Consider the following 13,907-nt stretch of genomic DNA (forward strand, 5'->3'; position numbering starts at 1 on the left):
AGGCGAGCGTGGCCGCGGCCGGGACCGGGACGGCGGGTGCGGCCAGCGCCCCGGCCGTGACCCGGGACCGCGCAGCCCGCACCGGCGAGGCACGGGACGACACCGCCACGGCCGGCGACCGCGGAGCGGGTGGCGAGGTCGTCTCCCTGAGCTCCCCGCGCCGCGCGCGCGGGCCGTGGACGTGGGTCGCGGCGGCCGCCGCGGTCGGGCTCGTCGTGGGCGGGGCCGGCACGTGGTGGGTCAGCACGCGTGACGCCCGGACCGCGGACGTCGTCGCGTCGGCGACGCTCGACGCGCTGCCCGGCTGGGACGCGTCGGGCACGGCGACCCTGGAGGTCGACCGTGACGGCGCGCGGGTGCTGGTGGTCGACGTCGAGGGAGCCGTCGACGGCGACGCCGGGTTCCGTGAGGTGTGGCTGCTCACGCCCGACGTCTCCGGGCTCGTCAGCCTGGGGACGCTCGCCGGGACGTCGGGACGGTTCGACCTGCCCCCCGGCCTCGACCTCGACGAGTTCTCGGTCGTGGACGTCTCGGAGGAGCCGTTCGACGGCGACCCGGCACACTCGGGCGACTCGATCGTCCGCGGTCCGCTGTCCGCCTGACGCGGCGGCGCGGGGTCAGCCGGTCAGCCCTGCGCGGCGCGGCAGGTGGCGCACGTCCCGACCAGCTCGATCGTGTGGTCGACGTCGTCGAACCCGTGCGCCTTCGCGACCTGCGCGGCCCACGCCTCGGCCTGGCCGGCGTCGATCTCGACCGTCCGCCCGCAGGACCGGCACACGAGGTGGTGGTGGTGGCTGCGCTGCGCGCAGCGCCGGTAGACGGACTCGCCGTCGGGGGTGCGCAGCACGTCGACCTCGCCGGTCTCGGTGAGGCTCTGCACGGCGCGGTAGACCGTGGCGAGCCCGACGCTCGAGCCGCGGGCACGCAGGATCTCGTGCAGCTGCTGGGCGCTGCGGAACTCGTCGAGGCCCCCGAGCAGGTCGAGGATCTCGGCGCGCTGCCGCGTCTGCCGGACGACCACCATGCGCTACCGCTCCTTCATGAGATTCGTTCGCATCATAGTCGAGACAGGACGACACAGGGCCGGGCCCGACGCGACGGTCGGGGCCCGGCCCTGTGCGGCGGGGTGTCAGCCCTGGACGGCGCGCTTGAGGACGCTGCCCGCGGTGAGCTTGACGCGGTAGCCCGCGGGGATCTCGAGCTTCTCGCCCGTCTGCGGGTTGATGCCCGTGCGAGCGGAGCGCTCGGCCCGCGACACGGCCAGGAAGCCGGGGATCGTCACGGACTCGCCGGCGGCGAGCTGCTCCACGAGGACCTCCTGGAAGGCCTTGAGGACCTTGTCGGCCTCGGCGTTGGCGGTGCCCGCCTTCGCAGCCACGGCCTGGACGAGCTCGGTGCGGTTGACGCTCACGAGATGGTTGCTCCTTGTTCACTCGGTACGGCGGCCCCTCGGACGGGCCTGAGCCCGTCGGGCGCGCGGGGACACCGCGTGACCGGGGGCTGCGCAGACACTAACCCCTCCGCGCCCCTGCTCCGTGCACGCCGCGCCCGCCTCAGCCGTGCGTGCGCTCCCGCAGGCGCTCCACGGGCCACGTCGTGATCACCCGGTCGGCGTCGACGCCGTGCTGCACGACGCGCTCGCAGCCCGTCAGGAGCCAGTCGAGCTGGCCCGGTGCGTGCGCGTCGGTGTCGATCGACAGGTCGCACCCGACCTCCACGGCGAGGGCGAGCAGGTCGTGCGGCGGGTCCAGGCGGTCGGGCCGGCAGTTCACCTCCACGGCGACGCCGTGCTCGGCGCACGCCTCGAAGACGGCCCTCGCGTCGAACTCGCTCTGCGGCCGCGCGCGACCCGTGAGGCGACGCCCGGTGCAGTGCCCGAGGACGTCCGTGCGCGGGTTGCTCACCGCGGCGACCATGCGTGCGGTCATCGCCCGGCTGTCCATGCGCAGCTTGGAGTGCACGGACGCGACGACGACGTCGAGCGCGTCGAGCAGGTCCGGGTCCTGGTCGAGACCGCCGTCGTCGAGGACGTCGCACTCGATGCCCGTGAGGACGACGAACGGTCCGACCGCCCGGTTGAGCGCGGCCACCTGGTCCATCTGGGCGCGCAGCCGCGGGGCCGAGAGCCCGTTCGCGACCGTCAGGCGCGGCGAGTGGTCGGTGATCGCCAGGTACTCGTGCCCGAGCTCCATCGCGGCGAGCACCATCTCCTGCACCGGGGTCGCGCCGTCGCTCGCCTCGGTGTGCGCGTGCAGGTCGCCCCGCAGGCGCTCGCGCAGGGCCACCGCGGCCGGGTCGACCTCGCGTGCGGACCGCTCGGCGTGCTCGGCCTCGAGCGTCTCGAGGTACTCGACGGGCTCGCCCCGCACGACGAGCGCGACGACCTCCGCGGTCCGCGCCCCGACGGCCGGCAGGTCCGTGAGCGCGCCGGCCCGCACGAGGGCGCCGACGCGGTCGGGCGCCTCGCGCTCCACGGACCGGGCCGCGGCACGGAATGCCTCGCTCCGGTACGGGCTCGCTTGGGCGCGTTCGAGCAGGAACGCGATCCGGCGCAGCGCGGCGACCGCGTCCGCCTGCCGGTCCGCTGCGCTCACGACGCCTTGCGGCGCGTCTTGCGGGGCGTCGTCGGGGCGTCCTCACCGTTCTTCGCGGACCCGGACGTGGACTTCGACGCCCGCTTCGTGGCCGGCTTCTTCGCCGACGGTCCCGCCTTGCCGGCCCCCGACGCGGCACCGTCGGCACCGTCGGCACCGTCGGCGGCGTCGTCGGTGCCCGTGCGCTTGCGCGACGCCGCACGCTCCGGCGCCTTCGGCTCCGCCGCCTCGCCCTTCGTGCCCCGCGCCTTCTCGACGCTGCGCTGCAGCGCGGCCAGCAGGTCGACGACCTCGCCCCCGCCCTGCTCCCCCTCCTCGGCCGCAGGCGCGGGGACGGCCCGCGTGTCCCCCGTCGAGATCTTCGTCTCGATGAGCTGCTCGAGCGCCGCCGAGTACCGGTCCTCGTACTGCGACGGGTCGAAGTCGGCGGCGAGGGAGTCGACGAGCGACGACGCCATCGCGAGCTCCTGCGGCTTCACGGACACGTCCGCGTCGAGGATCGGGAAGTCCGCGGCACGGATCTCGTCCGGCCACAGCAGGATCTGCATGCAGATCACCTGGTCCCGGACGCGCAGCACCGCCATCGACTCGCGCTGCCGCAGCGCGACCTTCACGACCGCCATCCGGTCCGCCTGCTCGAGCGCCCCGCGCAGCAGCGCGTACGGCTTCGCGGCCGTCTTCTCCGGCTCCAGGTAGTACGTCTTGCCCAGCAGGATCGGGTCCACCTGCTCGGCGGGCACGAACTCCATGACCTCGATCTCGCGCTCGGTCGACAGCGGCAGGCGCGAGAAGTCCTCGTCGGTCAGCACGACGAGCTCGCCCTCGTCCGTCTCGAACCCCTTGGCGATCTCCCGGTACTCGACCTCCTCGCCGTCGATGCTGCACACCTTGCGGTACCGGATCCGACCGCCGTCGGCCTTGTGCACCTGGTGGAGCGTCACCTCATGCTCGCCCGTCGCCGCGTACAGCCGCACCGGGACGTTGACGAGCCCGAAGGCCACCGCGCCCTTCCAGATCGCTCGCATCGTCCGCCACCTCCGTCGGCGTGGGGTGCACCGCTGCGACCGGGCACGCCCCGACCAGCCCGCGCCGGACGCGGCCCACCTGGGCAGGATGGACCCGTGGAGCCCATGCTCGCCACCCCAGCAGCCCGGACGGGCGCCCTCCCCCACGGGCCGCAGTGGGCCTTCGAGGTGAAGTGGGACGGCGTGCGGGCGCTCGCGGACACGACGTCCGGACGTCTGCGGCTGTGGAGCCGCGGCGGGCGCGAGACGACGCCCGCGTACCCCGAGCTCGCGGGCCTGGCGGACCTCCCGGACACGGTCCTCGACGGCGAGATCGTGCTCCTGGCCGACGGTCGCCCGTCGTTCGCCGCCCTCGCCGAGCGCATGCACGTGCGCGACGCGCGTCGCGCTGCGGCTCTCGCCCGTGCCCGGCCGGTGACGTACCTCGTCTTCGACGTGCTGCGGACGGACGGCGTCGACGTCGTCGGCCGTCCCTACGACGAGCGCCGTGCCCTGCTGGCGGGGCTCGCCCTGCCCGACCGGGTGGAGCTCTCGCCGGTGTACGACGACGGCGACGAGCTGTGGGCGGTGACCGCGGCGCACGGCCTCGAGGGGGTCGTCGCGAAGCGCCGCTCGTCGCCCTACCGCGCCGGCCACCGCTCGTCCGACTGGGTGAAGGCGGCGCACCAGCACCACCGGACCGCACTCGTCGTCGGGTGGCGCGAGGAGACGTCGGGCAACGGGAGGCTGGGGGCCGTGCTGCTGGGCGCCCGCGACGGCGACGGGCGGCTGCGCTACCTCGGCCGGGCGGGCAGCGGGCTGACCGGCGCGGTCGCGACGACCCTGCGCACCGCGCTCGACCGCGCACCCGCCGACGCCGCCCCGTTCGACGACGACGTCCCGCCCGTCGACGCCCGCGGCACCCGGTGGTGCGCGCCGGTCGTCGTGGTCGACACCCGCTACCTCAACCGCACCCCGACCGGACGCCTGCGCCAGCCGGTGATCCGCGGCGTGCGGACCGACGCCGACCCCGACCCGTGGGAGCAGCCGTGACACCCGAGCGTCAGATGGTCGACGTGGACGGCCGGCAGGTCCGCGTCAGCCACCTCGAGAAGGTCATGTTCCCGCAGACCGGGACGACGAAGGCCGAGGTCATGAACTACCTCGTCCGGGTCGCGCCCGCACTCCTGCCGCAGCTGCACGAGCGGCCCGTGACACGCATCCGCTGGCCCGACGGGGTGACGGGCGAGAAGTTCTTCGAGAAGAACGTGCCGCGCGGCGCCCCGGACTGGCTGCGCCGGCAGACGCTGCCCGCAGCCCCCGGCAACGACGACGGCGAGGGGACCGAGCTCGTCCTGCCGTTCGTCGACGACCTCGCGGGCCTCGTGTGGTGCGCGAACCAGGGTGCGCTCGAGCTGCACACGCCGCAGTGGTCCGTCGGGCCGCGCGGCGGGGTCCGGAACCCGGACCGGCTCGTCGTCGACCTCGACCCCGGCGCGCCCGCGGGGCTCGCGGAGTGCGCGCAGGTCGCCCACCTGGTGGCGGACCGCCTGCGCGAGGACGGGCTCGCCGAGACGGTGCCGGTGACATCGGGCAGCAAGGGCATGCAGCTCTACGCGCCGCTGCCCGGCCGCCGCACCGCCGTCGAGGTCCGCCAGTACGCGCGCGACCTGGCGTTCGCCATCGCCAAGCAGCACCCCGACCTCGTCGTCGCGGTCATGCGCAAGGACCTCCGGCCGGGGAAGGTCCTCATCGACTGGTCGCAGAACCACCCCGCGAAGACGACGATCACGCCGTACTCGCTGCGGGGCCGCGACCTGCCCCGCGTGGCGGCGCCGCGATGGTGGGACGAGGTCGGCCCCGACCTCCAGCAGCTCGGCCCGGACGAGGTCGCGGACCGCCTCGAGCGGGACGGCGACCCCTTCGCCTGACGACCGCGTCCGACCGGCACCGCTCCGCTGGCGAGGTGCTGACCGGTGAGGCAGCGTGGAGGGCGGCCGGGCAGGGATCGTCCGGCGCACGAGCTGAAGGAGGAGCGCCACATGGCACGCACGCTGCCCAAGTACACCGTCCCGTCGCTCACCCCCCAGGAGGGGGCGAAGATCGCCGAGATCCTGCAGCGGCGACTCGACGCGCTCAACGACCTGGCGCTGACCCTCAAGCACGTCCACTGGAACGTCGTGGGGCCGCACTTCATCGCGGTGCACGAGATGCTCGACCCGCAGGTCGACGCCGTGCGCCTCATGGTCGACGCGATCGCCGAGCGCATCGCGACCCTGGGCGTCGCCCCCGTCGGCACGCCCGGCGCGCTCGTCGCCGCGCGCACGTGGGACGACTACTCGATCGGCCGGGACACCGCGATCGCGCACCTGGGCGCGCTCGACGAGGTCTACGTCGGCGTGATCACCTCGCACCGCGAGGCGGCCGCGGAGACCGAGGAGCTCGACACCGTCACGAACGACCTGCTCGTCGGGCACCTGCACGAGCTCGAGCTGTTCCACTGGTTCGTCCGCGCGCACCTCGAGTCGGCCGGCGGTGCGCTCAGCACGGCGTCGGCGGACGGCGAGAAGGCCGCCGCGGACAAGGCCCGCGCGAAGGGCAAGGCATCGGCGTGACCCCCCGCACGGAGCACCGGGCGGACGACCGCGCGGTGCTCCGTGCGGCACGTCCGGGCACCCGCCCCACCGGCTCGTCCCAGCCGCCCAGCCCGTCCCGCCGCCTGCACGTCGCGGGGCGCCTGGAGGACGCGTTCGACCGGGCGCTCGTGTCGGTGCTGCGTCGGCAGGGGTGGACGGTGCGCATCGAGCCCTTCGCGGGCTACGGCGCGCCCGGCTGGGTGCGTGTGATGGCGCGGACCCTGCTCGCCGGGCCGTCGGTCCGGGGAGCGGACCTGCCCGCCGCGGGTGGCGACGCGCAGGTCGACGCCGGCAGCACCGACGCGGTCCGGGGCTGGCGCAGCTTCGCGACCGCCCAGGTCGCCGGTGCCGAGCTGCGCGTGCAGGTCGGAGACGTCGAGCACCGCGTCGTGACGGACCGCGGCGGGTACCTCGACGTCCTGCTCGAGTCCGACCTGCCTCCCGGGTGGCACCGACTGCGCGTCACGACCGCCGACGGGGCGCAGGCGCACGCGCCGGTGCTCGTCGTCGACCCGGCCGTCCGCGTGGGACTGGTGAGCGACATCGACGACACCGTCATGGTCACGCGCCTGCCGCGTCCCCTGGTCGCGGCGTGGAACGTGCTGGTGCGGCACGAGAACGCCCGCGAGCCCGTGCCCGGGATGTCGGACCTCTACGCCGAGCTCGGCCGCCGTAACCCCGGCATGCCGGTCGTCTACCTCTCCACCGGCGCCTGGAACGCCGCCCCCGCGATCGCCCGGTTCCTCCGCCGGAACCGGTATCCCGCGGGCCCGCTGCTGCTCACCGACTGGGGGCCGACCAACTCGGGCTGGTTCCGCAGCGGCCGCGCGCACAAGGTCGCGCAGCTGCGCCGGCTGGTGCGCGAGCTGCCCGACGTGCAGTGGATCCTCGTGGGCGACGACGGGCAGCGCGACCCGGAGATCTACGCAGGCGCCGTGCAGCACCATCCCGAGCACGTGCGGGCGGTCCTGATCCGCCAGCTCACGTTCAGCGAGCACGTCCTGGCGCACGGCCTGCCCGCGCCGACGCCCGAGTCGCGGTCCGCCGAGCGCGCGACCGTGCGCGAGGGCATCCCGGTGCTGCAGGGGGCCGACGGGCACGCCCTGCTGGAGTCGCTGGGGCCGGACGACCTGCGCTCCACCTGACCGCTCCCCTGCGGTCGCCCCGTCCGGCGTCGGCGCTCACGGGCGTCGACGCCGGACGCGTGCCGGGCCGACGGTCCGCGCGCACGCCACGACGGGACGTCGCTGCGCCGGCGGGCGTCAGAGGCGGGCGGGGTCGTCCCAGTCGTCGCTGCTCGCGATGGCCTCGTCGTCCGCCTCGAGCTCGACCGCGTGCAGCGATCGCGGTGCGCGGCTCGGGTCGCCCCCGGAGCGGGCGTCGGCGGCGGCGAGCTCGGCCTCGGGCAGCTCACGGTCGGCGAGGTGCTCGGCGGCGGGGTCGGACGTCAGGTCGCGGTCGCGGCTCATGGGAGGTTTCTACCTCCGCGACGCGTGCCCCGCACCCGCGGGCCAGGACGTGGGCGTCCCGGCTCGCGTGCTGGACCCCGGCGCTGCGACCTGCGCGGTCCGGGCTCTGACTAAACGATTCGCCCTCTCACTCGCACTCGAAGCGCTTCGATACCGTGACCGCCACCTGGCGGCCGGACCTGCACCGGAGCACCCCGGCGACCGGGCACCGACCGTCCGGGCGACCCTCGCCCGGAGGGCACCCCACCGCCTTCACGAAGGAGTGCAGCGGATGCGCGTCCCTGCTTCGACCTCTCCCTCCCGGCCAGGCCGCCGGTCACGACGGCTCGCCGGCGCCGTCCTCGCGGCCGCCCTCGCCACGGGCGCGGGCACCGCCGTCGCCCTCAGCTCCCCCGCCACCGCGGCGACGCCCACCTACACGTGGGGCAACGTCGAGATCGTCGGCGGCGGCTTCGTCCCCGGCATCGTCTACAACCAGTCGGAGAAGGGGCTCGTCTACACCCGGACCGACATCGGCGGCGCCTACCGGCTCGACAAGGCCACCCAGCGCTGGGTGCCCCTGCTCGACCACATCGGCTGGGACGACTGGAGCCACACGGGCGTCCTGAGCCTCGCGACCGACGCTGTCAACCCGAACAAGGTGTACGCCGCCGTCGGCACGTACACCAACAGCTGGGACCCGCAGAACGGCGCGATCCTGCGCTCGAGCGACCGTGGCGAGACGTGGCAGAAGACCACGCTGCCCTTCAAGGTCGGTGGCAACATGCCCGGGCGCGGCATGGGCGAGCGCCTGCAGGTCGACCCCAACGACAACCGGGTCCTGTACTTCGGCACCGAGGGCGGCAACGGCCTGTGGCGCAGCACCGACTCGGGCGTCACCTGGGCGAAGGTCAGCGCCTTCCCGAACCCCGGCAACTACGTGCAGGACCCCGACGACACCAACGGGTACCTCACGTCCAACCAGGGCGTCGTCTGGGTGACCTTCGACCCCACGAGCGGCACCAAGGGCTCCCCGACCAAGACGATCTACGTCGGCGTCGCCGACAAGGAGAACACCGTCTACCGGTCGACCGACGCGGGCGTCACGTGGTCGCGCGTCGCGGGGCAGCCGACCGGGTTCATCGCGCACAAGGGCGTCTACGACGCCGCGGGAAAGCATCTCTACATCGCGACGAGCGACACGGGCGGCCCGTACGACGGCGGTCACGGCGACGTGTGGCGCCTCGACACCGCGACCGGGACCTGGACGAACATCTCCCCCGTGCCGTCGTCGAGCACCGACAACTACTTCGGCTACTCCGGCCTGACGATCGACCGGCAGGACCCCGACACGATCATGGCCGTCACGCAGATCTCCTGGTGGCCGGACATCATCGTGTTCCGCTCGACCGACCGCGGCGCCACGTGGAGCCGGATCTGGGACTGGGCCGGGTACCCGAGCCGCACCCTCAAGTACAAGCTCGACATCTCCGGGGCGCCGTGGCTCGACTTCGGCAAGCAGGGCGTCGACCCCGAGCCCAGCCCCAAGCTCGGGTGGATGACCGAGTCGTTCGAGATCGACCCGTTCGACTCGAACAGCTTCCTCTACGGCACGGGCGCCACGATCTACGGCGGCAGCAACCTCACCGCGTGGGACACCGGCGGCACCGTGAACATCGGCGTCAAGGCCCAGGGCATCGAGGAGACGGCCGTCCAGGACCTCGCCGCTCCCCCGGGCACGACCGAGCTCATCTCCGGGATGTACGACATCGGCGGCTTCGTGCACAAGGACATCACCAAGGTGCCGTCGAAGTACGCGATGACCGCGCCCTACCACGGCGGCGTCGTGAGCCTCGACTTCGCCGAGAAGTCGCCCTCGACCGTCGTGCGCGTCGGCAACGGTGACGCGGGCGTCGCGCACATCGGCGTCTCGACGTCGGGCGGCGACTCGTGGTGGGCCGGGCAGGACGTCGCCGGTGTGACGGGCGGCGGCACGGTCGCCGTGAGCGCCGACGGCGGGCGCATCGTGTGGAGCCCGGCGGGTGCCGGCGTGCACGTCTCGACGACGTACGGGTCGAGCTGGACGGCGTCGTCCGGCGTCCCGGCGGGTGCGCGCGTCGAGTCCGACCGCGTCAACGGGCAGAGGTTCTACGCGTACGGCGGGGGGAAGTTCCACTACTCCACCGACGGCGGCGCGACGTTCACCGCGTCGTCCGCGACGGGCCTGCCCACCGAGGGCAACGTGCGCTTCGGTGCGGTGCCCGGCCGTGAGGGCGACGTGTGGCTCGCGGGCGGCGCGACGACGTCGGCCTACGGCCTGTGGCACTCGACGGACGGCGGCAAGACGTTCACGAAGCTCTCGAACGTCGAGCAGGGCGACGCGGTCGGGTTCGGCAAGGCCGCCCCCGGGGCGACCTATCCCGCGATCTACCTGTCGGCCAAGGTCGGCGGCGTGCGCGGGCTGTTCCGCTCGGTCGACGCCGGTGCGTCGTGGGTGCGGATCAACGACGACGAGCACCAGTTCGGCTGGACGGGCTCGGTCGTCACGGGCGACCCGGACGTGTTCGGCCGGGTCTACGTCGGGACGAACGGGCGCGGCATCGTGGTGGGGCACTCGTCGGGCACGGAGCCGACGGTCACGCCGACGGTGACCCCGACCGTGACCCCGACGGTGACCCCCACGGCGACCCCCACGGTCACGCCGACGCCGACCGTCACCCCGACGCCGACGGTGACCCCCACGGTCACCCCGACGCCGACCGTCACCCCGACCGTGCAGCCCACCGGGTGCACGGTGCGCTACACGACGAGCGACTGGAACACGGGCTTCACGGCGTCGGTCAAGATCACGAACAACGGCTCGACGGCGATGAACGCCTGGAAGCTGGCGTTCACGTTCCCCTCGTCGCAGCAGGTGACCAACGGCTGGTCGGGCGTCTTCAGCCAGACCGGGGCGTCGGTGACGGTGTCGAACGCGCCGTGGAACGGCACGATCGCCGCGGGCGGCAGCGTCGAGGTCGGCTTCAACGGGTCGCACCCCGGCAGCAACCCGAAGCCGACGGTGTTCACGCTCAACGGGACGGCCTGCACGACGGCCTGAGGTCCTGACCTGGGCCGGGACTCCCCGGCCGCACCACGAGGGGTGGTGGACCGCCGCGGGGCGGGACCACCACCCCTCGTGCGTCCGCGGACCTAGCACGTGAAGTCATGGGACGAACGAGACGAAGGTCACACCTTCCTCGTCGTGGAGATTCTCGACGTCAACATACGATCGAGATCGTGGCGCAGCGCGAAGAGTCAGTGGACGTCGTCCTCGTCGGTGGCGGGATCATGAGCGCGACCCTGGCCGCCCTCATCACGACCCTCGAACCGTCGTGGACCGTCGAGATCCACGAGCGCCGGGGCGAGGTCGCCCAGGAGAGCTCGAACCCGTGGAACAACGCGGGCACCGGCCACGCGGCTCTCTGCGAGCTCAACTACACGCCGCAGCGCCCCGACGGCACGATCGACATCGCCAAGGCCGTCACCATCAACGAGCAGTTCGAGCTGTCGCGCGAGCTCTGGAACCACCTCGCGACGAACGGCCGCCTGCCGGGCGGCACGGGCTTCCTGTCGACGACCCCGCACATGACGTTCGTGCGCGGCGAGGCCAACGTCGACTACCTGCGCCGCCGGTGGGAGACGCTGCGGACGCACCCCTTGTTCTCCGACCTCGAGTTCTCGGCAGACCCCGCGCAGGTCGCCGCCTGGGCGCCGCTGCTCATGGACGACCGCGACCCGGCCGAGCCCGTCGCCGCGACGCGCGCCGCGTCCGGCACCGACGTCGACTTCGGCGCCCTGACCCGGTCGATGATCGAGGACGCCGAGCACCGCGGCGCCCGTCTGCACGTCGAGAGCGAGGTCACGCGCCTGCGGCAGGCCCGCGACGGCTCGTGGACGCTGCGCATCAAGGACCGCCGCTGGAACGGCCGCCGCAAGGCCCGCGCCGTCCGCGCCCGGTTCGTGTTCATCGGCGCCGGTGGTGGCGCCCTGCACCTGCTGCAGCGCTCCGGCATCCCCGAGGCGAAGGGCTTCGGCGGCTTCCCGATCAGCGGGCAGTTCCTCAAGACCACGAACCCGCGGATCGTCGCGCAGCACCAGGCGAAGGTCTACGGCAAGGCCGACATCGGCGCCCCGCCCATGTCCGTCCCCCACCTCGACACGCGCGTCGTCGACGGCGGCACCGCGCTGCTCTTCGGCCCCTACGCGGGCTGGAGCATGAAGTTCCTCAAGCACGGCTCGTGGCTCGACCTGATCCGCTCGATCCGACCCGGCAACGTCGTGCCGATGCTCGCGGTCGGCGTGCGCAACCTCGACCTGCTGAAGTACCTCATCTCCGAGGTCACCGCGACGGATCTCGACCGGCTCCGCACGCTGCGCGCCTTCATGCCGACGGCCCACCCCCGCGACTGGGAGCTCGTCACCGCGGGCCAGCGCGTCCAGGTCATCAAGAAGGACCGGAAGAAGGGCGGCGTCCTCGAGTTCGGCACCGAGCTCGTGACGTCCGCCGACGGCTCGATCGCCGGCCTGCTGGGTGCCTCGCCCGGCGCGTCGACGGCCGTCGCGACGATGCTCGACCTGCTCGAGCGCTGCTTCCCGGAGCGTGTCGAGGGCTGGCGTCCGCAGCTGCGTGCGATGATGCCGAGCCTGGGTGGCGCGCAGTGGGACGAGTCGTTCGAGCTCGACCAGCTCGTCGACGAGCGCGTCGCCACCGACCGCTGAGGATCGCACCGCTGGGGAACACCATGACCGTCGACGGCCCGGCACCGCCGGTCGTGCCGGTGAGCGCCGAGATGCGCTACGCCAAGGTGCGCGCCGCGACCGACCACACGACCGTCGGCGTCGTCTGCGAGACCCCCGACGGCCGCGTGACCATCGCGTGCGCGTGCGGCATGGAGCTCACCAACGGCCCGACGTGGACGCTCGACGAGCACATCCGTCTGCACCGTGCCGAGGCGCGCTACCTCGCGCTGTCGGCCGTGGCGCCACCGGGCATCCCGCGCCTCGTGCCGCTCGCCCCCGCGACGGCATCCCGCGCGACGACCGACTGACACCGACCGCGCCCGCCGGAGCGGACGTGTCAGTGCGCCGCCGCGTGGACGCCGTCGACGAGGTCGTCGTCCTCGTGCGTGTGGGGCAGCCCGAGCTCGTGCGCCCGCTCGTGCTCCTCCCGCGCCGCCATGCGGGCGGCGATGGCGGCCTGCACCTCCGGACGGCGCAGCGGCGGGACCGTCGTGGGCGGCTGACGCCGCGCCGGCAGGTCCTCCAGCAGGCGGGCGGTGATCGCGGCGATCTCCGCGACGGCCGCCTCGAAAGGGTCGCGCGTCGCGTCGCTCAGCTGCTGCACGCCCGTCACCTTGCGCACGTACTGGCGCGCGGCGGCCTCGATCTCCGCGGAGGTCGCGGGCGGCTCGAGCCCCCGCAGCGTCGTGATGTTCCGGCACATGCGCTCGACGTTACGCCGCCGCACCGACGCCCGTCTCGAGGGCCAGCAGCGCGAGCTTCGCGTCGTCGCCGCCCGCGTACCGTCCCGGGCTGCCGTCGGACCGCACGACACGGTGGCACGGCACGACCAGCGGCACGGGGTTGAGCGCGCACGCCGTCCCCACCGCCCGCACCGCGCGCGGGCTGCCCGCCAGCGCCGCGACCTGCGCGTAGCTCGCCGTCCGCCCGTACGCCACGTCGCCCAGGTGCTCGACGACCGCCCGGCGGAAGCCGCTGGTCAGCCGCAGGTCGACCGGCACGTCGAACGTCCGCCGCGTCCCCGCGAAGTACTCGTCGAGCTCGCGCGCCACGTCGTCGAGCGCCCCGGGTGCCTCCAGCACGCGCGGGCTGACCCGGTCGGCCAGGTCCTGCAGCACCGCGTCGTGGTCCTGCACCGCGAACGCGACCCGGACCACCCCCGCCGGGGTGCGGGCGAGCAGCAGCCGGCCGACCGGGCTGTCGACCGTCCGGTAGGCCACGTCGAGCAGCGCGTCATCCGCTGCCCGGGCGACCAGGCGGGCGTGCAGGCGCGCCACCTCGTCGGCCGTGACGGCCACGCCGTCGAGCAGCGCCTCGTCGAGCAGCGCCTCGTTGAGCTGCGCCTCGTCGAGCACGGCCTCGTCGGGGGCGGTGCCGTCGAGCACCGCGTCGTCGGGAGTCGTGCCGTCGGGAATCGTGCCGTCGCGCATCGTCGTCTCCCTC

15 protein-coding genes are annotated in these 13,907 nt (G+C 73.9%); 8 read left to right on the forward strand and 7 right to left on the reverse strand.

Going from position 1 to position 13,907, the window contains the following annotated elements; genetic code table 11:
* Positions 1 to 602, forward strand: a 602-nt coding sequence (locus tag CBZ_RS00840; RefSeq protein WP_130779731.1) for an anti-sigma factor, incomplete at its 5' end; no start/stop codon positions are given.
* 23 nt (positions 603 to 625) lie between these two features.
* Here CBZ_RS00840 and CBZ_RS00845 read toward each other — a convergent pair.
* The 4 genes from CBZ_RS00845 to ku form a co-directional block, all read right to left on the reverse strand.
* Positions 626 to 1,024, reverse strand: coding sequence for a Fur family transcriptional regulator (locus tag CBZ_RS00845; protein WP_130779732.1), 399 nt, complete (start codon positions 1,022 to 1,024; stop codon positions 626 to 628).
* Positions 1,025 to 1,129: 105 nt separating this feature from the next.
* The gene (locus CBZ_RS00850; protein ID WP_013771076.1) at positions 1,130 to 1,411 is read right to left on the reverse strand and encodes an HU family DNA-binding protein; all 282 of its coding nucleotides are present in this window, start codon (positions 1,409 to 1,411) and stop codon (positions 1,130 to 1,132) included.
* A gap of 142 nt (positions 1,412 to 1,553) precedes the next feature.
* Positions 1,554 to 2,594 (reverse strand): PHP domain-containing protein, encoded by a 1,041-nt coding sequence (locus CBZ_RS00855; RefSeq protein WP_130779733.1) that lies wholly within the window; start codon positions 2,592 to 2,594, stop codon positions 1,554 to 1,556.
* Positions 2,591 to 3,619, reverse strand: a complete 1,029-nt coding sequence (ku, locus tag CBZ_RS00860; RefSeq protein ID WP_130779734.1) for a non-homologous end joining protein Ku — start codon at positions 3,617 to 3,619, stop codon at positions 2,591 to 2,593. The genes CBZ_RS00855 and ku overlap by 4 nt, the downstream gene beginning before the upstream one ends.
* Positions 3,620 to 3,724: 105 nt before the next feature.
* On the opposite strand from ku, the gene ligD (CBZ_RS00865) reads away from it, so the two are divergent.
* From ligD (CBZ_RS00865) to CBZ_RS00880, 4 genes are all read left to right on the forward strand, one after another.
* The gene (gene ligD, locus CBZ_RS00865; protein ID WP_130779773.1) at positions 3,725 to 4,651 is read left to right on the forward strand and encodes a non-homologous end-joining DNA ligase; all 927 of its coding nucleotides are present in this window, start codon (positions 3,725 to 3,727) and stop codon (positions 4,649 to 4,651) included.
* Positions 4,648 to 5,529 carry a non-homologous end-joining DNA ligase gene (ligD, locus tag CBZ_RS00870; RefSeq protein WP_130779735.1) on the forward strand — a complete coding sequence of 294 codons (882 nt, stop codon included), beginning with the start codon at positions 4,648 to 4,650 and terminating at the stop codon, positions 5,527 to 5,529. Before ligD (CBZ_RS00865) ends, ligD (CBZ_RS00870) begins: the two co-directional genes overlap by 4 nt.
* A 111-nt stretch (positions 5,530 to 5,640) precedes the next feature.
* Complete coding sequence (locus tag CBZ_RS00875) at positions 5,641 to 6,213, forward strand: Dps family protein (protein WP_130779736.1); 573 nt, start codon at positions 5,641 to 5,643, stop codon at positions 6,211 to 6,213.
* Positions 6,210 to 7,379 carry an App1 family protein phosphatidate phosphatase gene (locus CBZ_RS00880; protein ID WP_130779737.1) on the forward strand — a complete coding sequence of 390 codons (1,170 nt, stop codon included), beginning with the start codon at positions 6,210 to 6,212 and terminating at the stop codon, positions 7,377 to 7,379. Before CBZ_RS00875 ends, CBZ_RS00880 begins: the two co-directional genes overlap by 4 nt.
* A 117-nt stretch (positions 7,380 to 7,496) precedes the next feature.
* Here CBZ_RS00880 and CBZ_RS00885 read toward each other — a convergent pair whose 3' ends face one another.
* On the reverse strand, positions 7,497 to 7,703 hold the full coding sequence (locus CBZ_RS00885) for a hypothetical protein (protein WP_130779738.1): 207 nt from the start codon (positions 7,701 to 7,703) through the stop codon (positions 7,497 to 7,499).
* Between the two features lie 271 nt (positions 7,704 to 7,974).
* Here CBZ_RS00885 and CBZ_RS00890 point away from each other — a divergent pair, with 271 nt between their 5' ends.
* The 3 genes from CBZ_RS00890 (at position 7,975) to CBZ_RS00900 (ending at position 12,772) form a co-directional block, all read left to right on the forward strand.
* Positions 7,975 to 10,782 (forward strand): cellulose binding domain-containing protein, encoded by a 2,808-nt coding sequence (locus tag CBZ_RS00890; protein ID WP_130779739.1) that lies wholly within the window; start codon positions 7,975 to 7,977, stop codon positions 10,780 to 10,782.
* 179 nt (positions 10,783 to 10,961) lie between these two features.
* A complete protein-coding gene (mqo, locus tag CBZ_RS00895) occupies positions 10,962 to 12,443 on the forward strand; it encodes a malate dehydrogenase (quinone) (RefSeq protein ID WP_373862131.1) in 1,482 nt (493 codons plus the stop codon).
* 23 nt (positions 12,444 to 12,466) lie between these two features.
* Positions 12,467 to 12,772, forward strand: coding sequence for a hypothetical protein (locus CBZ_RS00900; RefSeq protein ID WP_130779741.1), 306 nt, complete (start codon positions 12,467 to 12,469; stop codon positions 12,770 to 12,772).
* Between the two features lie 29 nt (positions 12,773 to 12,801).
* On the opposite strand, the gene CBZ_RS00905 is transcribed toward CBZ_RS00900, so the two are convergent.
* Together CBZ_RS00905 and CBZ_RS00910 are read right to left on the reverse strand one after the other, a co-directional pair.
* Complete coding sequence (locus CBZ_RS00905) at positions 12,802 to 13,167, reverse strand: DUF2277 domain-containing protein (RefSeq protein WP_130779742.1); 366 nt, start codon at positions 13,165 to 13,167, stop codon at positions 12,802 to 12,804.
* Positions 13,168 to 13,177: 10 nt separating this feature from the next.
* On the reverse strand, positions 13,178 to 13,894 hold the full coding sequence (locus CBZ_RS00910; protein ID WP_130779743.1) for a methylated-DNA--[protein]-cysteine S-methyltransferase: 717 nt from the start codon (positions 13,892 to 13,894) through the stop codon (positions 13,178 to 13,180).
* Positions 13,895 to 13,907 lie beyond the last annotated feature (13 nt).

Source organism: Cellulomonas biazotea (assembly GCF_004306155.1).
Taxonomy (GTDB): Bacteria; Actinomycetota; Actinomycetes; order Actinomycetales; family Cellulomonadaceae; genus Cellulomonas; species Cellulomonas biazotea.